The sequence below is a fragment of the Seonamhaeicola sp. ABD4_175 genome, assembly GCF_056160885.1.
In genome coordinates this window covers 886,327-907,406 of record NZ_JBSWYC010000001.1, presented here as the reverse complement: position 1 = coordinate 907,406, position 21,080 = coordinate 886,327, and the positions used below count along the sequence as shown (strand labels likewise).

The 21,080-nt window shown below is 32.3% G+C and carries 23 protein-coding genes; 19 read left to right on the top strand and 4 right to left on the bottom strand.

The window, feature by feature from the left end; genetic code table 11:
- The first annotated feature begins 26 nt into the window (after positions 1-26).
- From gcvH to tsaB, 19 genes are all read left to right on the top strand, one after another.
- The gene (gene gcvH / locus ACXAG4_RS03695) at positions 27-407 is read left to right on the top strand and encodes a glycine cleavage system protein GcvH (protein WP_475294723.1); all 381 of its coding nucleotides are present in this window, start codon (positions 27-29) and stop codon (positions 405-407) included.
- A 58-nt stretch (positions 408-465) separates the two neighbouring features.
- Positions 466-777, top strand: a complete 312-nt coding sequence (locus ACXAG4_RS03690) for a VanZ family protein (RefSeq protein ID WP_475294722.1) — start codon at positions 466-468, stop codon at positions 775-777.
- 59 nt (positions 778-836) lie between these two features.
- Positions 837-1,556: an energy transducer TonB gene (locus tag ACXAG4_RS03685; protein ID WP_475294721.1), complete on the top strand. Its 720-nt coding sequence runs from the start codon at positions 837-839 to the stop codon at positions 1,554-1,556.
- Between the two features lie 143 nt (positions 1,557-1,699).
- Entirely contained in the window at positions 1,700-2,491 is a 792-nt protein-coding gene (locus ACXAG4_RS03680) for an energy transducer TonB (protein ID WP_475294720.1), read from the top strand.
- A 126-nt stretch (positions 2,492-2,617) separates the two neighbouring features.
- The gene (locus tag ACXAG4_RS03675; protein ID WP_475294719.1) at positions 2,618-4,714 is read left to right on the top strand and encodes a gliding motility protein RemB; all 2,097 of its coding nucleotides are present in this window, start codon (positions 2,618-2,620) and stop codon (positions 4,712-4,714) included.
- A gap of 159 nt (positions 4,715-4,873) precedes the next feature.
- Positions 4,874-5,698 (top strand): heme o synthase, encoded by an 825-nt coding sequence (gene cyoE / locus ACXAG4_RS03670; RefSeq protein WP_475295238.1) that lies wholly within the window; start codon positions 4,874-4,876, stop codon positions 5,696-5,698.
- A 6-nt stretch (positions 5,699-5,704) separates the two neighbouring features.
- A complete protein-coding gene (locus ACXAG4_RS03665; protein WP_475294718.1) occupies positions 5,705-6,286 on the top strand; it encodes a cytochrome c oxidase subunit 3 in 582 nt (193 codons plus the stop codon).
- Between the two features lie 148 nt (positions 6,287-6,434).
- Positions 6,435-7,418, top strand: coding sequence for a cytochrome c oxidase subunit 3 (locus ACXAG4_RS03660; protein ID WP_475294717.1), 984 nt, complete (start codon positions 6,435-6,437; stop codon positions 7,416-7,418).
- Between the two features lie 51 nt (positions 7,419-7,469).
- Entirely contained in the window at positions 7,470-7,850 is a 381-nt protein-coding gene (locus tag ACXAG4_RS03655; protein ID WP_475294716.1) for a cytochrome C oxidase subunit IV family protein, read from the top strand.
- Between the two features lie 141 nt (positions 7,851-7,991).
- Positions 7,992-8,708 (top strand): hypothetical protein, encoded by a 717-nt coding sequence (locus ACXAG4_RS03650; protein WP_475294715.1) that lies wholly within the window; start codon positions 7,992-7,994, stop codon positions 8,706-8,708.
- 3 nt (positions 8,709-8,711) lie between these two features.
- Positions 8,712-9,458, top strand: a complete 747-nt coding sequence (locus ACXAG4_RS03645; RefSeq protein ID WP_475294714.1) for an SCO family protein — start codon at positions 8,712-8,714, stop codon at positions 9,456-9,458.
- A gap of 31 nt (positions 9,459-9,489) precedes the next feature.
- Entirely contained in the window at positions 9,490-10,017 is a 528-nt protein-coding gene (locus ACXAG4_RS03640; protein WP_475294713.1) for a DUF420 domain-containing protein, read from the top strand.
- Positions 10,018-10,028: 11 nt separating this feature from the next.
- Positions 10,029-10,247: a hypothetical protein gene (locus ACXAG4_RS03635; protein WP_475294712.1), complete on the top strand. Its 219-nt coding sequence runs from the start codon at positions 10,029-10,031 to the stop codon at positions 10,245-10,247.
- A gap of 89 nt (positions 10,248-10,336) precedes the next feature.
- Positions 10,337-11,038, top strand: a complete 702-nt coding sequence (locus ACXAG4_RS03630) for an ABC transporter ATP-binding protein (protein ID WP_475294711.1) — start codon at positions 10,337-10,339, stop codon at positions 11,036-11,038.
- Complete coding sequence (locus tag ACXAG4_RS03625) at positions 11,031-12,260, top strand: ABC transporter permease (protein ID WP_475294710.1); 1,230 nt, start codon at positions 11,031-11,033, stop codon at positions 12,258-12,260. The genes ACXAG4_RS03630 and ACXAG4_RS03625 overlap by 8 nt, the downstream gene beginning before the upstream one ends.
- A 1-nt stretch (position 12,261) precedes the next feature.
- The gene (locus ACXAG4_RS03620; protein ID WP_475294709.1) at positions 12,262-13,506 is read left to right on the top strand and encodes an ABC transporter permease; all 1,245 of its coding nucleotides are present in this window, start codon (positions 12,262-12,264) and stop codon (positions 13,504-13,506) included.
- Between the two features lie 12 nt (positions 13,507-13,518).
- A complete protein-coding gene (locus ACXAG4_RS03615) occupies positions 13,519-14,652 on the top strand; it encodes an efflux RND transporter periplasmic adaptor subunit (protein ID WP_475294708.1) in 1,134 nt (377 codons plus the stop codon).
- Complete coding sequence (locus tag ACXAG4_RS03610) at positions 14,636-15,982, top strand: TolC family protein (protein WP_475294707.1); 1,347 nt, start codon at positions 14,636-14,638, stop codon at positions 15,980-15,982. Before ACXAG4_RS03615 ends, ACXAG4_RS03610 begins: the two co-directional genes overlap by 17 nt.
- Before the next feature lie 8 nt (positions 15,983-15,990).
- Positions 15,991-16,662 (top strand): tRNA (adenosine(37)-N6)-threonylcarbamoyltransferase complex dimerization subunit type 1 TsaB, encoded by a 672-nt coding sequence (gene tsaB, locus ACXAG4_RS03605; protein ID WP_475294706.1) that lies wholly within the window; start codon positions 15,991-15,993, stop codon positions 16,660-16,662.
- 55 nt (positions 16,663-16,717) lie between these two features.
- Here the strand turns inward: tsaB and ACXAG4_RS03600 are convergent, their stop codons facing one another.
- From ACXAG4_RS03600 to ACXAG4_RS03585, 4 genes are all read right to left on the bottom strand, one after another.
- A complete protein-coding gene (locus ACXAG4_RS03600; RefSeq protein WP_475294705.1) occupies positions 16,718-17,530 on the bottom strand; it encodes a mechanosensitive ion channel family protein in 813 nt (270 codons plus the stop codon).
- A gap of 143 nt (positions 17,531-17,673) precedes the next feature.
- Positions 17,674-19,710 carry a thioredoxin domain-containing protein gene (locus ACXAG4_RS03595; protein ID WP_475294704.1) on the bottom strand — a complete coding sequence of 679 codons (2,037 nt, stop codon included), beginning with the start codon at positions 19,708-19,710 and terminating at the stop codon, positions 17,674-17,676.
- Positions 19,711-19,871: 161 nt separating this feature from the next.
- On the bottom strand, positions 19,872-20,072 hold the full coding sequence (locus ACXAG4_RS03590; RefSeq protein ID WP_147138163.1) for a dodecin family protein: 201 nt from the start codon (positions 20,070-20,072) through the stop codon (positions 19,872-19,874).
- 74 nt (positions 20,073-20,146) lie between these two features.
- Complete coding sequence (locus ACXAG4_RS03585) at positions 20,147-21,049, bottom strand: NifU family protein (protein ID WP_475294703.1); 903 nt, start codon at positions 21,047-21,049, stop codon at positions 20,147-20,149.
- Positions 21,050-21,080 lie beyond the last annotated feature (31 nt).

Below are 21,080 nucleotides of genomic sequence, written 5' to 3'. Positions count from 1 at the left end.
ATTAAGTCATATAATTAAGACATACCATGAATATACCATCAGAATTAAAATACACCAAAGACCACGAGTGGGTTAAGCTAGAAGGCGATGTAGCAACCATAGGAATAACAGATTTTGCACAAAGCGAATTGGGTGATATTGTATATGTTGAAGTTGAAACACTTGATGAAACATTAGATGCCGATGAAGTTTTTGGAACTGTTGAAGCCGTAAAAACAGTATCTGATTTATTTTTACCACTATCAGGTGAAATTACAGAATTCAATGAATCTTTAGAAGATGAACCCGAAAAAGTAAATTCAGATCCCTATGGTGATGGTTGGATGATAAAAGTAAAATGCTCAAACCTTTCAGAAGCAGAAAACCTTATGTCTGCCAATGATTACAAAGCATTAATTGGTGCTTAAAAAAGCAATACTAGCAGTAACCATTTGTTACACCGTTTTTTTGATAGCGGTAAGCTTAATGCGGCTAAATAATTTGCCAGAAGTAAACATATCATTTGCCGATAAAATATTTCATTTTGGGGCTTATGCCGTTTTAACAACATTATGGTTTTACAGCTTGTTTTTAAATTTCAAATTAAAGTTTAAAACATCAATTACATATGCCGCAATATTTGCTGTAATATTTGGTATAATTATTGAAGTATTACAACAAACACTAACAGCGTACAGAACGTTAGATGTTTATGATGCCCTAGCAAACACACTAGGAGCACTATTAGCAACAACAGCAATTTGGTTTACTAAAAGTTTACACATTAAAAACTTATAAACACTTGCTTTTTTGGTAAATAAATAGTTATTTTAGCAACCTTGATAAACGAATAAATTATGGAACAAAAGAAAAACGCAAAAGCAAACGTAGGACGCAACAGTTCTTTATACTTTGCAATTGGTTTAGCATTAATGTTGTTTTTAACAAATTTTGCTATTAATTACAAAACATATGATAAAGAAGCCATAGATATAGGTATGGTTGAAATGGAAGCTGAAGATGATGAAGAAATTCCATTAACAGAGCAAATTCAAACGCCACCGCCACCACCGCCGCCACCAGCAGCGCCAGAGGTTATTGAAATTGTTGAAGACGAAGTTGAAGTTGAAGAAACTGTAATTGAGTCTACTGAGGTTGATCAAGAAACCGAAATTGTTGAAGTAGAAGAAGTAGTGGTTGAAGAAGTAGAAGAAGATATTGATGTACCATTTGCCGTAATTGAAAATGTACCAGTTTTCCCAGGTTGTGAAAAAGGAAGCAACAACCAAAAAAGAGCGTGCATGTCTAAAAAAATATCACAATTTGTAAATAAAAAGTTTAATACAGAGTTAGCTAGTGACCTTGGTTTATCAGGAAGACAACGTATTAACGTAATATTTAAAATAGACAAAACAGGTGCTGTAACAGGTATTCGAGCAAGAGCACCACACCCAGGTTTAGAAAAAGAAGCTAAACGTGTAATAGGTATGTTACCAAAAATGAAACCAGGTAAACAACGTGGTAAGCCGGTTAACGTTCCATATTCGTTACCAATTATTTTCCAAGTTCAGGATTAAAAATACAGTTCAAATTTGTAATTAAACAGTTTTTAATTACATAATGGGCTTAAAAATAAAAACCCGCTACAAATTGTAGCGGGTTTTCTTTTTTGGTATGCTTATTGTGATTTTATCATAATATTAACATTTAAACTATAATTATGAGAAATCGTAAAGAATCTCACAGCAGCATTCGGCAAAATGCTCACGCTGTGAAAAAATCGCACAAGCATGATGCTAATTTACAAAAAAACTCAACCTTATACTTTCAAGTAGGGTTGATAGTGTGTTTACTTATGGCTTATGGCCTCTTTGAAATGAAATTTGAAACCAAAATACCTGCGTTGGCAGATAATTTCATTAATGATGATCCTTACAGTATTGAAATTCCCTTAATCACACCTGTAAAACCAAAGGTTGAAGCGCCTGTTATTCAAAAATCAGTAAAAAAGAAAGCTTCTATTATTAAAGAAGTGCCTGATGATACTGAAATTGCGAAGGATATTTTAGATTTACCTGAAGCTCCTATTGAAGACAAAAACCCACCAATAAACCCTGATGATGTGGTAGTTGATAAAATTGATGATGAGGTAACAATGCCTTTTGATTTTGTTGAGGTTGTACCAATATATCCAGGTTGTGAAAAATCTAAAAACAACCTAGAACGAAAAAAATGTATGTCTGATAAAATTAACAAACTCATTCAACGAAAATTCAACACAGACCTGGGAAGTAGTTTGGGCTTAAACGGAAAACAAGTTATTCAAACGCAATTTAAAATTGATAAATCAGGCCGTATTATTGATGTTAAAACACGCGGCACACACCCAGATTTAGAAAAAGAAGCCCAACGTGTTATTGGTATTATACCAGAAATGGTGCCGGGGAAACAACAAAATAAAAATGTAAGTGTAATGTACACGTTGCCAATTGTGTTTCAGGTACATAATTAAAAGTTATAATTTTAAAACTATTAAACCGTTATCATGTTATGTGGTAGCGGTTTTTTATTATTTCAATGTAAAACCGTGTTTTTAAAAATGACTATCTTTCAACCCTAAAAACAAAATTACGCTTTCATGCCAAAATACATTGTACTGTGCCTGCTTTTAGTTCAATTAAAAAGCTTTGCTCAAGATAATTTTTCAAACGAAAAACCACCCATTTTTCCAGATTGTGAAACGGTAAGCGTTAATAGTTTGCAACAGTGTTTTGATGCGCAAGTAGCAAACTTCATTTATAACAATTTTAAAGTGCCACAAAATGTTTTAAATAATAATTATAAAGGCAAGGTGGTAGTGCTTTTTGAGGTTGACACAACTGGTGCTTTTAAGGTTATGTATACTGATGCTGCTTATAATGAATTAAAGGCCGAAGCTAAGCGTGTTTTTAATAGTTTACCAAAAATTACACCAGGTACATATAATGGCCGCAAAACATTTAAACAATATTCAGTACCAATTCAAATTCCGTTAGTAAAGCAAACTAATAATACTCAAAATTTAAGAGATAATACTAATGAGATATCTACTTTAGAAAAAGCGGCAAAGCAAGAGTATGATAAGTTAAATAAAACCATAAAACCATACACAAACAACCGCTATAAAAGTGCTTTAAATGTACAATTTGTGCATAGTGATTACGCTAAGTTTGACCGCGCAATGAATGTTGTTGGAACAAATAGTCATACGGCATCTAAACCATTTTTGTATAGTGATGTTTCGGCATATTACAATTTTGAAGAAGCAGAAAATAAATTAAAAAAGAATACTAAAACATGGGCAGGTAAAAAAATTTGGAATGAGCATTTAGTGCAATTGCAAGGCAAAAATTATTGGTTTACTATTGATCCGGTTTTTGATTTACAAGTTGGTAATGATAGTGAAGGCGGCAACACATATAACAATACCCGTGGTTTTGTAGTACAAGGAGGCTTGGGTAAAAAGTTAAATTTTTATTCGTCAGTATTTGAAAGTCAAGGGCGTTTTGCCGATTATGTTAATAGGTATTCCGAAAGCTTAAAAGCCTTTGGTCCAGATCCTGCTATTATTCCTGGGCGGGGTATTGCTAAGCGTTTTAAAATGAATAGTTATGATTATCCGGTTGCCGAGGCGTACTTATCATATTCACCTACAAATTTTCTAAATGTTCAGTTTGGTCACGGTAAAAACTTTATAGGCGATGGTTACCGTTCTTTATTACAAAGTGATGTGTCTAGCCCACACACATTTTTAAAATTAAATACTAAGTTTTGGAAACTTAAATACACAAATACTTTTATGTGGATGAAAGATGTGCGTGATGAAGTAGTTGAAGACAAAGCCTTTTTAACTAAATATGTAGCAAATCATTATTTAAGCTGGAATGTATCAAAACGTTTCAATTTAGGATTGTTTGAATCTGTGCTCTGGACCAATAGTAATGATAGAGGTTTTGATGTAAACTACCTAAATCCAATAATTTTTTACAGAGCTATTGAGTTTGAAACAGGTCAAGGTGCAGGAAATGCGCTTTTAGGCGCTACTGCCAAATATAAATTTACAGATAATATAAATGCATATAGTCAGTTTATTCTAGATGAATTTTCTCTAAGTGATATAAAAGGTGGCGAAAAAAGCTGGAAAAATAAGTACGGCTATCAAATTGGTTTGAAATATTACAATGCTTTTAAAGTAGATAATTTAATGTTACAATTAGAATATAACCGCATTAGGCCTTATACCTATTCGCATAACACTATAGTTTTAAATTACGGGCATAATAATCAGCCAATAGCACATTTATGGGGCGCAAACTTTTCAGAATTAATATTAATAGGAAGATACCGTTTAAACCGATGGTTTGCTGATGCTAAATTTATTTTTGGCTCACAAGGGTTAGATTATAACAACGAAACAGATAACTTTAGTTACGGTGCCGATATTTATAGAGATTATAATGATAGGCCTTTTGATACAGGTGTTGAGGTAACCCAAGGTATTAAAACCAATATTTTCTATGGAAATTTACAAGCAGGTTATGTACTTAATCCGGCTTCAAACTTAAAATTATTTACAGACATTACAATTAGAAATTTTAACCCTAATGCCACCACAACCACCACATTTAAAAACAATACCATATGGTTTAATTTGGGGTTAAGAACAGATTTATTTAATTGGTATTTCGATTTTTAACATAGTTCTGCTCAATATGTTTCTTATTTTGTAATAAACTCATTGCCAAAACACTTTTATAGAGTATCTTTGCACTCGCAAAACAATTAAGCATTGGCAAGGTCTAAATCATCAACTGTAACTCCTTCGGTAATTTCAGATTTTAAAGAAATTACAAAAATGCGTTTGTCATTAAGTGTTGTGTTTTCATCACTTGCAGGTTATTTGTTAGGGGTTGAAACTATTGATATAAAAACACTTGTTTTATTAGCTTTAGGCGGGTATTTTATGGTGGGAGCCTCAAATGGCTTTAATCAAATTATAGAAAAAGATTTAGATGCTTTAATGAATCGTACCAAAAATAGGCCAATACCTTCAGGTAGAATGTCTGTTACTTCAGCATTTGTTATTTCATCAATCTTTACACTTTTAGGTATAATAATATTGTACACCATAAATAAGCAAACAGCCATGTTTGGTGCTATTTCAATATTTTTATATACATGCGCATATACGCCTTTAAAAACCATGACGCCAATAGCGGTTTTTGTAGGAGCCATACCAGGAGCAATACCTTTTATGTTAGGTTGGGTAGCTGCTACAAATGATTTTGGTATAGAACCAGGAACCTTATTTGCGCTACAGTTTTTTTGGCAATTTCCACACTTTTGGGCTATAGGTTGGTTTTTATATGAAGATTATGAAAAGGCAGGATTCAAAATGCTTCCAACCGGTAAGCAAGATAAAGGTACTGCTGTACAAACAATAATGTACACAATCTGGACTATTATTGTGTCTATTATTCCTGTATTTGGATTTACTGGCAAGTTACAACTCTCTATTGTAGCCGCTATTTTAGTTTTTTTAGCAGGTTTAGTTCTGTTAAATTTTGCCATAAAGTTGTTTAAAGAAATGACCTCAAAAGCGGCCAGACAATTAATGCTGGTTAGTGTTTTGTACATTACTCTGGTTCAAATAATATATGTAATTGATAAATTTATATAATAACTTATGGATTTAACGCAAGGAACAGCAAAGCAAAAAAATGAAAGAGCCAAAAAAATGATGCTTTGGTTTGGCATTATTTCACTAATAATGTCTTTTATGGGCTGGACAAGTGCTTTTATTGTAAGTAGCTCTAGGCCAGATTGGTTAAAAGATTTTCAGTTACCTAATGCTTTCATAATTAGCACGGTGCTTATTATTATTAGCAGTATAACGTTTTTGTTATCTAAAAGAGCATTAAAGCAAAGCAACAGAACATTAACAACTGTTTTATTGCTATCAACCTTTATTTTAGGTATAGCATTTGTAGTTTTTCAATTTAAAGCATTTCAACAAATTATAAATTTAGGTTACAACTTTACTGGGCCAACAAGTAATGTAACCATGAGTTACATTTATTTAATAGCTGTAATGCACATATTACACGTAGCAGCCGGCTTAATAAGTGTAATTGTTGTAATTTATAATCATTTTAAACAAAAGTATACGCCAGAAAATATGTTAGGGTTTGAACTATCAGCAACATTTTGGCATTTCGTTGATATTCTATGGGTTTACCTGTTATTGTTCCTGTATTTTGTTGGATAAAAAAGCAGTACAATCTAAAAAATAAATGACCGATACTTAAAAATTACTAAACTGATAATTATCATAGTTTAAAATTTGAAGCTTTAATTTTATTAAAAAGAATAATTGATTATTTTTGTGCAACTTTATAAAATAACAACCATTACATATGAGTACTACAGTTGTAAATGTTGAAACCGAAGGGAAAACTTGGGGAGGCGGTAATGAACCGTTAAAAGCAAGTTACGGTAAAATGATGATGTGGTTTTTCATCGTTTCAGATGCATTAACTTTTTCAGGCTTTTTAGCAGCCTACGGATTTTCAAGATTTAAATTTATTGATTCCTGGCCAATAGCCGATGAGGTGTTTACACACGTACCATTTTTGCATGGGCAAGAGCTCCCCATGATTTATGTAGCTTTTATGACGTTTATCCTTATCATGTCATCAGTAACAATGGTTTTAGCTGTTGATGCTGGTCACCATTTAAACAAAGCTAAAGTTACAATTTATATGTTTTTAACCATTATTGGTGGTTTAATATTCGTAGGGTCGCAAGCATGGGAATGGGCAACATTTATTAAAGGAGATTATGGTGCAATACAAACTAAAGGCGGTAATATTTTACAGTTTGTAGATACTGAAGGGCACAGAGTAGCTCTAAAAGATTTTGTAGTTGCTAGTGGTGATGTAGATAGAACACAACATGAAAATGATAACGGACTTTGGTTTGTTTCTGAAGGTACATTGCCAACATACACAGTTCAAGAAGTATTACATGGTTTAGAGTCACACGATAATATTTTAGTTAGAACACAGGCCTTAACAGAAGAAGGACATAAAACAGTTTTAACAAGAGCAGAATCTATAAAACAAATTAAAGAAAACGGTAAAGCAGTTGTTGAAGGCGCAAACCTTCATGTAAATGAATACGGCTCGCCATTATTTGCAGATTTCTTCTTCTTTATTACAGGTTTTCACGGTTTTCACGTATTCTCAGGGGTTGTACTTAATATCATTATTTTCTTTAATGTAGTATTAGGAACTTATGAAAGACGTAAAAGCTACGAAATGGTTGAAAAAGTTGGTCTTTACTGGCACTTTGTAGATTTAGTTTGGGTATTTGTATTTACATTCTTCTACCTAGTTTAATAAATAAATATGGCGCCAAAAGCAATATGCTAAAGGCAAAAAGAACATAACATGGCACACGAGCATAAATTAGAAATTTTTAGAGGACTTTGGAAATTTAAGTCTAACACACAAAAAATTTGGGGTGTATTAGCATTCTTATCTTTAGTAACAGCAATTGAGGTTGTATTAGGTATTTATAAACCTGATGTATTAATGGGTAGCGTTTTAGGAATGAAAGGCCTTAATTGGATTTTCATTATTTTAACCATAGTAAAAGCCTATTACATTGCTTGGGATTTTATGCACTTACGCGATGAAACCAAAGGTTTAAGACGCGTTATAGTATGGACAGGTGTATTCTTAATACTTTACTTAACCTTCATTTTGTTACAAGAAGGCGGTTATGTATTTAAAGTATATGACGAAGGTTTTATAAAAAGAGATTTTTAAAATAGAATTTTTAGCATTTAAAACGATAGCTAAATAGTGAAGTTTTGAAAGCTAAATGTTAAAATATATAATAAAAGGTGGTTATAATAACCACCTTTTTTATTTTTGCATAATTAAATATTCAACCCAAAAAAATAGGCAATGAATTTAAAAAAAGTAGGCAGATACACAATTTTGGGTGTTTTATTTTTTCTTCCAGTAACCTTTTTATTATTACTGTATCCGGCAACGCACAATTATAATCCGTTAGATATTGTAAACGAAGATGTTATTGAAATAAGTGATTTTTCATCAGCTACTCAAGAGCCAATAACACTTAAAGATAATATTACGGTGTTAGGTTTTTTAGGTAACAACCCAATGCTTAAAACCACCACAGCTTCAAACTTAAAAGAATTAGTGTATGATAAGTTTAAAGGCTTCAAAAAATTACAAATAGTAATAGTGTTGCCAAACGGAACTGAACAACAAGCAAAACAACTTAAAAACGAAATAAGCCAATATGAAGATTTGAAATTTTGGCATTTTGTATTCGGTACAACAAAAAACATAAATAAACTTTATTCAAGTTTAAAAAGCGAAGAATCTTTAGCAAATGATTTATCTACCGAAAATGTATTTATTATTGATAAAGAATTAAACCAACGCGGTAGAATTGATGATAGAGAAGACAACCAAAAAAATAAAAACACACCCATTTTCGGATTATACAGTTATAACTGTATTGAAGTAGCAACCATAAAAAATAAAATGAGCGAAGACGTTCGTATTTTATTTACTGAATACAGGCAAAAACGAAAAGGAGAATTTAATTCTACCATTAGAAGAGCAAACGATTTAAAAGCGGCTAACAATTAAAACATGAGTAAAAAAACGAATTATTCATACATAGGTATTGCATTTATTATTTTAGTTTTTGGTATCATTTTCGTACCAAGAATTGTTGATAGAATTAACCAAGGTGATATTACAAGGCATGAAAGCCGCAGCGATTATGCTGATGAAAAAGGAAAACAAGCCACAGATTTGGTTTTTATTCAAGGTGAAAACGGTAACAGGCGTGTGCCAGATTTTAGTTTTACTAACCAAAAAGGTAAAACCATTACCAATAAAGATTATTTAGGAAAAGTATATGTTATTGAGTTTTTCTTTACCACATGCCCAACAATTTGCCCTATAATGAATACCAATTTAGTTGAAGTTCAAAACGAGTTTGAAAATTTTGAAAACTTTGGCGTAGCATCATTCACAATAAATCCAGAGCACGATACCGTTTCTGTGTTAAAAAATTACGCTTCAACTTATGGCATAACAAACCCCAATTGGCATTTGCTAACAGGTGAAAAAGAAGCCATTTATAAATTAGCTAATGACGGTTTTTATATTTATGCCGCAGAAAACGCTGCAGTTGAAGGAGGTTTTGAGCACTCAGGAAACTTTGCATTAATTGATAAAAACGGATTTATACGCTCTAGAAAAGATGCGTTTGGAAACCCTATTATTTACTACAATGGTATAGTTACTGAAAAAGAACAGGTAAATGATGATGGCCAAAAAGAGCAAATAAGTATATTAAAAGAAGACATAAAAAAACTACTAAACGAATAAGTTTTGTATTTTAATTGAAAACCAAATGAGTATGAGCAATAAAGAGGTGTTAAACGAAAAAAAATACAACAAACTAATAGTAATTCTATCAATTGTAATTCCGTTAGCTGTTGCAGCACTTTTTGGTATAAAAATTCCAACAGAATTACCAATATTTTTACCACCAATTTATGCTTGTATAAATGCAGCTACAGCATTAATATTAGTGTTAGCATTTATTGCTATTCAAAATAAAAAAGTTAAACTGCATGAACGCTTAATAAAAGTAGCTCTTGGGCTTTCTGTGCTTTTTTTATTAATGTATATAGTGTATCACATAACCAGTGATTCTACCAAATTTGGAGGCCAAGGTGTAATTAAATATATGTATTATTTTATTTTAATAACGCATATAATAATGTCTGTAGCAGTAATTCCTTTTGTTTTAATTACCTATGTTAGAGCCATTACAAACAACATTGAAAAACATAAAAAAATAGCTAAAATAACCTTTCCGCTATGGTTATATGTTGCCATAACAGGTGTGGTTGTTTACATTATGATTTCGCCTTACTATTAATAATTAAGTAAATGAAGCGCACTACTATTTTATATATAACATTCTTACTCTTTTTTATACAGAGTAATGCACAATGTGCTATGTGTAGAGCGGTTTTAGAGAGTGAAGAAACCAAAACCGTAGCCGAAGGTATAAATGATGGTATTGTATACCTAATGGCAATACCATATTTGTTAGTTGGTGGTATTATTTTTATTATTTATAAGAAATTCAGAACGTTAAAAAAATAATAAAAACTTTTTAGCACCATTTTTGTAACATTTCTTTGCGTTAGTAGTCTAGTTTATAAGTGCAAAATAACACTGTAACCAATCAAGAAATGTTAGAAATTAAAAACTTGCATAAATCCTATCCAATAGGAGACTCTAGTTTACATGTTCTAAAAGGTATAAATCTTTCAGTAAATGAAGGCGAAATGGTAGCAATTATGGGGTCTTCGGGTTCTGGTAAATCTACACTTTTAAACATTATTGGTATGCTAGACGAAGCAGATTCAGGAGAATACATTCTAGATGAGCTTCCTATTAAAAATCTTACCGAAAAAAAAGCAGCCGTTTATCGTAATAAGTTTTTAGGTTTTATTTTTCAATCATTCAACCTTATAAATTATAAAAATGCCTTAGAAAATGTGGCTTTACCACTTTATTACCAAGGTATGAAACGTAAACAGCGCCAAGAAAAAGCACTATTTCATTTAGAAAAAGTAGGACTTGCAGATTGGGCGCACCATTTGCCAAAAGAACTCTCTGGAGGCCAGAAACAACGTGTAGCCATTGCACGAGCTTTAGCGGCAAACCCTAAATTATTATTGGCCGATGAGCCTACAGGTGCTTTAGATACTAAAACATCGCATGAAATTATGGAGTTTATCCAACAGTTAAATGACGAAGGAAAAACCATTTTAATGGTAACACATGAAGAAGATATTGCAAGCATGTGTAAACGTATTGTTAGGCTTAAAGATGGTGTAATTATGGAAGATAAACCAGTAACCCAAGTTAGAGCTAGCCAATATGTTTGATTTAGACCTTTGGAGAGAAATATTTCAAAGTATTAACAAAAACAGAACCCGTAGTTTACTTTCAGGGTTTACAATAGCTTTTGCTATTTTACTTTTTGCCATATTATTTGGTATTGCCAACGGTTTGCAAAACACCTTTAAAGAAGCGTTTGGCTCTGATGCCAGAAATGCTATTATGATTTTCCCCGGCAGAACAACCAAAGCACACAAAGGCTTACAAGCAGGAAGGCGCATTCAGTTTAAAGATGAAGATTATAATTTGCTTTTAGATGAATATGGAGATAAAGTACAGTACATCACATCAAAAGTAAATAGAAATGCAAGCGCTTCATACAAAGGCGAAAGAAACAATTATGAGCTCAGAGCCATCCATCCAGAATATATGTTTATTGAAAACAATAAAATTAAGTCTGGGCGTTACATCAACCAGCATGATTTAGATGAAAAAACAAAAGTAGTTGTAATAGGAAAAGTAGTTGAGGAAGAGCTTTTTATAAAAGAAGACCCCATTGGAAAATATATAGATTTAAGCGGAATACCCTATAAAATAGTTGGTGTTTTTACAGATGATGAAGGTGATAACGAAGAAAGCGTAATTTATATGCCTTTAACCACAGCACAATTTGTGTATGGTAATAATGATTTTGTTGATATGATGCACCTTACCTATAACCCAAAGCTAAGCTATGATGCTGCCATTAATTTTGGAAACTCCATTACAAAATCTTTAAAAGAAAAATTTAGTGTTGCCGAAAACGATCAGCGTGCCATAAGGCTTTTCAATCTAGCCGAAGGTACCAAAGCCGTAAACCAAATGATGGTAGGCCTAGGTTTTATAATATTAGTAATTGGTTTTGGTACTTTAATAGCGGGTGTTGTAGGTGTTAGTAATATTATGATATTTATTGTTAAAGAGCGCACAAAAGAAATTGGTATTAGAAAAGCGTTGGGTGCTTCGCCAAAATCTATAGTATCTATTATTTTAATAGAATCTATTTTAATTACTGCCATTGCAGGCTATTTTGGGTTGTTAATTGGTATGGGAGTTTTAGAGTTAGCAGCGCCCTATTTAGAAACCTACTTTATAAAAAACCCAAGTGTTAGCAGTGGTTTAGTAATTGGCGCAACACTAACCTTAATTTTTGCGGGTGCTTTGGCAGGGTATTTTCCGGCAAAAAAAGCATCAAAAATTAAACCCATAGTTGCCTTAAGAAACGATTAATATGTTTAAGTTTTTATTTGATAGAGATACTTGGCAAGAAGTTTTTGATAGTTTTAGCAAAAACAAACTACGCTCTATACTCACCATGGTTGGTGTTTGGTGGGGTATTTTGTTACTTATTGGCCTACTAGGCTCTGCCAGAGGTTTAGAGAATAAGTTTAATAGACTGTTTGGAGATTTTGCAACAAACAGTGTGTTTATTTGGGGGCAAAGTACTGGCATACCGTTTAAAGGTTTTCAAGAAGGAAGGCGCGTACAACTGTCATTAACAGATACTAAAAAGGTTGAAGAAAACATTGAAGGTATTGAGTTTGTAGTACCACGAAACTTAAGGCAAACCAGTGTAACACGTAAATTTCAATCGGGTAACTTCAGGGTTGCAGGCGATTATCCGTTGCTTGATGTGGTTGAAAAAAAACGCTTGTTAAACGGGCGTTTTATCAATCAAAATGATATAGATAATAAACGTAAAGTAACCGTTATTTCCGAAGATATTTACAAACAACTCTTTGAAAAGAAAGAGCAAGCTGTTGGGCAATACATTTTAATAAACAACATAAATTTTAAAGTTATTGGTGTGCATAAACTATCAAATGTAAATATGGGGCCACCAATAGATATGCACATACCATTTACCACATTTCAGCAAATATTCAATCAAGGTGATAAAATAGGTTGGGTAATGATTACCGGAAAGCCAAACTATGATATAGTTCAAATTGAACAAGACAGTAAATTGTTATTAAAAAACTTAAACAACATTCACCCAGATGATAAACGCGCCTTTGGTAGTGCAAACGCAGGTAAAGAGTTTGGTAAAGTTACCGGGTTTTTAACTGGTATGCAGTTTTTAACATGGTTTGTAGGCATTGCAACATTAATAGCGGGTGTTTTTGCTATAGGAAATATACTACTAATAACAGTAAGAGAGCGTACCAAAGAAATTGGTATTAGGCGCGCTTTAGGAGCAACACCTTTTGAAATTAAAAGGCAAATTGTTGTTGAAGCCGTTTTTTTAACATTAGTTGCGGGTATTTTGGGTATTATAACCGGCGGGTGGATATTAATACTTTTAGATTCCCTTTTTGGTCAAGGTGATGATGCCACATTAGTAAACGCATCAGTATCTATTTTAGTAGTTTTTATAGCATTATTTATATTAGTAATATTAGGTACATTAATAGGGTTAATACCAGCATTTAAAGCTACAAGTGTTAAACCAATAGAAGCATTAAGAGAAGAATAAACAATCAAAAAAATGAATAAAACAGTAAAACTTATTTTAGTTTTAGTAGCCATTGTGCTACTGGCATTTGTGTTAAAGTATTTTGTAAGCGCCAACTCTAAATCTATTGAAGAGTTTAAAGTGCAAGAGCCATTTCACACAGCAATTAATACAAAAGCGGTGGCAACAGGTAAATTAAACCCAGAGGAAGAAATTGAATTAAAACCACAAATTTCGGGTATTGTAGACCAGATAATTGTTGAAGAAGGTGATGTTGTAAAAAAAGGAGAGCTAATTGCAAAAATTAGAGTGGTGCCAAATGAGCAAAGTTTAGCAAACGCAAAAAGTAGAATTGCAACAGCAAAATTATCATTTGAAAATGCTTCAACAAGATATTCAAGAGATAAAAAACTATTTGATAAAGGCGTAATTTCAGTACAAAATTTTGAAGATAGTGAGCTGTCATACAACCAAGCAAAAGAAGCTTTAGCCCAAGCACAAAATGATTATCAAATTATAAAACGCGGGTCAATATCTGGTGGCGGTTCTGCTAATACAAACATTATAGCCCAAATATCGGGTACAATTTTAGAAATTCCTGTACGAGAAGGAGATCAAGTTATACAAAGTAACAATTTTAACGCAGGTACAACCATTGCAACCATTGCAGATATGAGCAATATGATTTTTGAAGGAAAAGTAGATGAGTCTGAAGTTGGTAAACTAGAAGAAGGTAAACAAATTAGCGTGGTACTTGGCGCTATTGATGATAAAGAATTTCCGGCAACCTTAACCTTTGTTGCTCCAAAAGGAAAAGAAGAAAACGGTGCCGTACAGTTTACAATTAAAGCCAATGTTAAAATAGATGAAACAACTAATGTAAGGGCAGGTTACAGTGCCAATGCTGAAATTGATATTGAAGGAAAAGATAGTGTTTTGGCCATTAAGGAAGCTTTATTACAGTATAACCGAATTACCGATAAACCATTTGTTGAAATTCAGCAAGAAGATGGAGCTTTTAAAAAGAAAACCGTAAAAACTGGTATTTCTGATGGTATAAATATTGAAATTATTGAAGGTGTTGAAGAAGGAGATAAAATAAAGGTTTGGAACAAAGCATCTGAAGAAGACAATAAAAAGGAAGGTGAAGATGAAGACAAAGACTAACACATCAATGAAAAAACAACTTTTTATAGCGTTATTTTGTGTGTTTGTAGCGCAAACATTCGCGCAGCAAAAAAAATGGACATTACAAGAATGTGTAAATCACGCTTTAGAAAATAATATTACCATAAAACAAAGCGAAAACAGTTTGTTGTCTGGAGAGCAAGATGTAATTGCTGCAAAAGGGCAGTTTTTACCATCGGTTAGTGCAAACATAAATCAGAATTTAAGTTTAGGAAATAGAGAATTATTTCCTGGGCAATTTGTTGATAGAACAGATAATAGTACAAGTATAGGTTTAGGCGCTAACCAAACTATATTTAATGGTTTTAGATTAACAAATCTTTACAAACAATCTAAATTAAACTTAGAAACTAGTAAAATTGAATTAGATAGAATTAAAGACGACATATCATTAAACGTTGTTAATTCGTATTTAAATGTATTATTTAATATTGAGAATTTAGAAGCAGCTAAAGCACAGTATGAATTTTCAAAAAAACAATTAGAGCAAGTAAAAGAATTGGTTGATGCCGGCGTACAACCAAGAGTTAACATTTATGATTCCGAGGCTACTTTAGCCAATGATGCGCAGAATGTTACGGTAGCCGAAAATAATTACACCCTAGCATTACTAACATTATCACAATTACTACAGTTACCTTTTGATGGTTTTAATGTTGAATTATTAGAAATTGATACACCGTCTGAAGCCTTGTTGTATAGTGATATTAAACCAATTTTAGCATACGCACTAGAGAATAGAAATGAAATAAAAGCAGCCGAAAAGCGCGTTGAAAATGCCACTTTAGGTACAGAAATTTCAAAATCTGGTTATTATCCAACATTAAGTTTTAATTATGGCTTTGGTTCAAATGCTTTTTTTTCAAACCTATTAGAAAATGAAGCGTCGTTTTTCAGACAATTAAATGATCAGAAATCCCACCGGTTCTCTTTAAGTTTAAATGTGCCTATTTTTTCAAGATATCAAAACAAAACATCGGTAGCTAAATCTGAAATTCAAGAAGAAAATTCAAAATTAAATTTACAGCAAGCTAAAATAGATTTAGAAGCTAATATACAACGTGCTTTTACAGATGCCCAAGCAGCTTTTAAAACGTACCAAGCCAGTAAAAAATCATTAGAATCGCAAAAATTAGCCTTTAATAATGCTCAAGAGCGCTATAATATTGGAGTTATGAATGTTTTTGAGTTAGAACAATCTAGAGTACGTTATATTAACGCACAATCTTCTTTAATAAATGCGAAATACGATTTTGTTTTTAAAACAAAAATTTTAGATTTTTACATGGGTAAAACATTAATAAATTAAGAAGAAAATTGGCATTAATACTTAGCATAGAAACAGCAACAACCAATTGTTCGGTATCTGTTTCAAAAGAAGGCAAAACCATTGCCTTAAAAGAAGATAGTAGAAACGGGTATTCGCACGCCGAAAAATTACATGTATTTATTGATGAAGCTTTAAAAGAAGCTAATATTGAAAAAACAGATTTAGATGCCATAGCCGTTAGCAAAGGCCCAGGTTCTTACACGGGTTTAAGAATAGGGGTTTCTGCAGCTAAAGGTTTAGCATTTGCCCTAGATAAACCGTTAATTTCAGTGCCAACATTATCTGCTTTAGCACAACAAGTTAATATTGAAAAGGGCGTAATTGTTGCTATGTTAGATGCCAGAAGGTTAGAGGTTTATTCGGCAATTTTTAATGCTAATTACAAACAAATTAGAGATACACAAGCCCAAGTTTTAGATGAAACTTCTTTTTTTGATTATTTAAATGAAGGAAAAGTACATTTTATTGGTGATGGAGTAACAAAAACTAAAGAACTGATAAACCACCCAAATGCCATTTTTATTGAAGATAAGTTGCCATCGGCAAATGAAATGGGTGTATTAGCTTATAATAAATATAAAATAAGCAACACCGAAGATGTCGCTTATTTTGAACCATATTATTTAAAAGATTTTGTGGCTATAAAGCCTAAAAAATAACAAAAAAAGACCTGAATTTTCAGGTCTTTTTTTTGTTTGGAGTATATTATAAAAATTACTCTTTGTGTATTTCAACTTGATGTGGGTAAGGAATTTCAATACCAGCAGCATCAAGCGCTTCTTTAGTTTGTTCGGTTACATCAAAATAAACATCCCAATAATGTTCTGTTTTACACCAAGGTCTTACAGCAAAATTAACTGAGCTATCAGCTAATTCCAAAACAGTTACAGCAGGTGCCGGATCTTTTAATACTTTTGGGTGAGATGTTAGTACATTCATTAAAACCTCTTTAGTTTGCTTAATATCGGCATCATAACTTACACCAAAAACTAAATCTACACGTCGTGTGCCTTCAGTAGAATAGTTAATAATATTTCCATTTGATAACGAACCGTTAGGTATAATTATTTCACGGTTTGATAAGCCTATTAATTTAGTTGTAAAAATTTCAATTTCTTTAACAACACCAATTTCACCTTGAGCTTCAATTAAATCTCCAATGCGTATAGGTTTAAATATCATAATTAAAACGCCACCAGCAAAATTTCCTAATGAACCTTGTAAAGCCATACCAACAGCTAAACCTGCAGCAGCTAAAATGGCAGCAAATGATGTGGTTTCAACACCAAGTTTTGCAAGTATTGCTAGAATTAGTAATATTTTTAAAACCCAACCAAGTAAGTTTAATAAAAACTTTTGAAGGCTTTCTTCGTAATTGCTTTTGGCCATTACTTTTTTTGTGGTGTTTAAGAGTTTTTTAATTACCCACGAACCCACAATCCAGATAACAATGGCAGCAATTACTCTAAGGCCATATTCGGCAGCTAGATTTATCCATTTTTCGGTGTCAATGTTTTCAAAATTCATAATTTGATGTTTTTGTTAGTGTTTAAAATTAATAACTATTGTACGTTTTTTTCATTTTACAACGTGAAAATATTGTTAAATGAAGTGTTCAGCTTCATTGTAAATTAAGACACACAATCTTTTAAATTGTCACGTTTAAAAGGTTATTCTTTAATAAACTCAATAGCTTTTTCAACAGCGCTTACTGGTAATTTACAAGCTTTGTTAACACATACATAAATGAGTGTTTCGTTTGGGTTGTAACGGTTTAAAAGTAGTGGCATATTACTTTCGGTAGTACTACCTGCAATTAATTTATTGGGCAAATATGTTTGGTTTAATGTAGCAATTTTTTGTTGTGCATTTGTGCCTACAATAGCAACTTCGTAGTATGAATTGGTGTAATTTAGCATTAGGTCTAACCAATTTGAATAGCCTGAAGCATAATCTTGTATTTCGGGTTTAACATTGTTAAGCATAGTAATTGCTGTTTTGTTAAAGTGTTCATTGTCAAAATAATGACCAAGTTTAAATAAGTTTTTTGCCATTATAGAGTTGCTTCCGGGTATAACATTGTCTCTGTATTCAATACTTCTTGAAACAAGTGAGGCATCTTCATTTGATGTAAAAAAGAACATATTGCTAGTTTCATCAAAAAAGTGATCAAACGTATAGTTGGTTAAATTTCTTGCAGTATTAAGCCATTTTGCGTCTAGGGTGTTTTCATAAAGCGCAATAAAAGCATCAATAACAGTTACGTAATCTTCTAAATAGCCATTTATTTTGCTTTTACCTTCTTTGTAAGTATGAAATAAACCACCATCAGGCTTCATCATGTTATTACTAATAAAATTAGCGTTTTTCAAGGCTGTTTCTAAATATTTGGGGTTTTGAAAAACGCGGTAGGCATCAATATAACCTTTTAGCATAAGTCCGTTCCATGAGGTTAAAGTTTTATCGTCTAACCTTGGTTTTGGGCGTTTGTTACGGGTTTTTAAAAGAATAGATTTCCACGAATTAACTTTTGTGTTGAGGTTTTCTTTTGAAATGTTATGCTTTTTAATAATGTCAACTTCATCATCTTTTCTAATTAATACATAATTTCCATGTTCCCAAAGTCCGTAATCATTAATATTGAAGTAATCTGAAAACAATTCAAAATCATCAGCCAAAATTTGTTGTAGTTCGGCTTTATTCCATACATAAAAAGCACCTTCTTCAAGTTTGCCATCAGTGTTGTTGCTATCGGCATCTAATGATGAGTAAAAAGCACCCTCATTGGTTGTCATTTCACGCTCTATAAAAGTAAGCGTTTCTTCAACTGTTTGTTTGTATAGGTTGTTTTTTGTGAGTAAATAAGCATCGGCATACAAGCTTACAAGCTGGCCATTATCATAAAGCATTTTTTCAAAATGTGGTACGTGCCATTTGGTATCTACAGAATAGCGAGAAAAACCACCGCTAACTTGATCAAAAACACCACCATGCGCCATTTTAGTAAGCGTAAGATTTACATAGTTTAAAAGCTTAGTATTATTGGTTTGGTGGGCATAACGCAATAAAAAATGATAGTTATTAGGCATCATGAATTTAGGTGCTCTGTTAAGGCCTCCAAGTTCATGGTCAAATTGTTGAGACCAAGTATTTACAGCATTTTCAATAAAAGCGGTTTCAAAAGTTGGAGCATCTGTATTAAGAGCAACCATGTCAAGACTTTTTATGCCTTTGGTAACATTATCGGCTTGTTGCTGTAGTTTTTCAGGGTTGTTTTGGTATAATTTAGTAATTTGTTCTAAAATACTTATCCATTGTTCCTTGGGGAAATATGTGCCGCCCCAAACAGGTCTTCCATCGGGTAAAGCCACAACGTTTAAAGGCCAACCGCCACTACCAGTCATAAGTTGTACGGCATTCATGTATGCTTGGTCTACATCGGGTCTTTCTTCTCTATCAACCTTTATGTTTATAAAATTTTTATTCATAACGGCAGCAACCAAACTATCTTCAAAACTTTCGTGTTCCATAACGTGACACCAATGGCAAGCTGAATATCCTACGCTAATTAGCATAAGTTTTTTTTCGGTTTTAGCTTTTTCTAAAGTTGCGTCATTCCAAGCTTCCCAATTTACTGGATTATGTGCGTGTTGCAGTAAATAAGGGCTTGTTTCGTTAATAAGATTATTGGTGAATTTATGTGTCATTGTATCAGACGTTTTGCTTTTGCAGCCCAAAAAGGCCATACAAAGTGCAGAGGTTATAAATATTAGGTTTCGCATAGTTTCAAAAGTAAACATAAATAAATGAAAAAAGCACTCCGTAGAGTGCTTTAAATATATATATAATTTGAGTAGATTGGGGGCAGTTATTCTAGTTCAAATGTTATTTTTAGATTTACTCTAAAATCTGTTACTTCACCGTCTTTTACACTTGCACTTTGATCTTGCACGTAAACAGAACGAATATTAGTTAAACTTTTTGAAGCTTTTTTTACTGCTTTTTTTGTGGCATCTTCCCAACTTTTTTCAGAGTTAGATAAGACTTCTATAACTTTTAATACTGCCATGACATTTTTTTTAAATTATACTTTTTGTATTTACTATTTAGAAACAAAAAGAAAAAAAAAGTCACATAAAAAGTTTAGCCATTTATAGCCTCTACCATTTCTACTTTGCCAGGTAGCATTTGTTTTAGCATATTTTCAATGCCATTTTTTAGTGTAAATGTTGATGATGGGCAACCACTACAAGCACCTTGTAGCAATACACTAACGTTTTTTGAAGTTTCGTCATATGATAAAAACTGAATGTTTCCACCATCACTAGCTACGGCTGGTTTTACATATTCTTCAAGAATATTTACAATTTCTTTTGAAACATCATCTAAAGCTTCAAAATTTGAATCTTTTTGAGCAGATGTTTTTTGTAAAGTTTCGGCAGCTTCGGGTAACACAACATCTTTACCACTTTCAATAAAATGCTTTATAAATTCTCGTACTTCAACTGTAACATCTTGCCACTCTGCTACATCATATTTTGTTATAGAAACGTAGTTTTCTTCAATAAAAACACTTTTTACAAAGGGTAAATGAAAAAGTTCAGTTGCTAAAGGCGATAGTTTTGCTTCGTCTATGGAGGTAAATTCAAATAAAGCTGTTACAATTTTTTTATTAGCAACAAACTTCATAACAGCAGGGTTTGGTGTTGCTTCGGCATAAACGGTTACAGGCACCTTTTTAGGAGCCTCAGTTTCAGTTATAACTACACCGCCATTATTTAAATAGGATTCAATTTGTTGCGCTACTTCGTCTTGTACATCGTTCCATTCAACAATATCAAAACGTTCAACAGCAACAAAATTACCCGAAATGTAAACCTTTTTTACAAACGGAAGATAAAATAATTGTTGTGCCAAAGGCGAAGGTTTAGCATCATCAATATTTTTAAATTCAAAGCTTTGATGCTTTGTTATAAATTGATTTACTTCAAATTTTACAATGGCTTTATTGGATGTTTCTTGCACAGAAACCTTGAAAGTATTCATTTTAGCTAATTTTTCACAAAAATACTAAAAG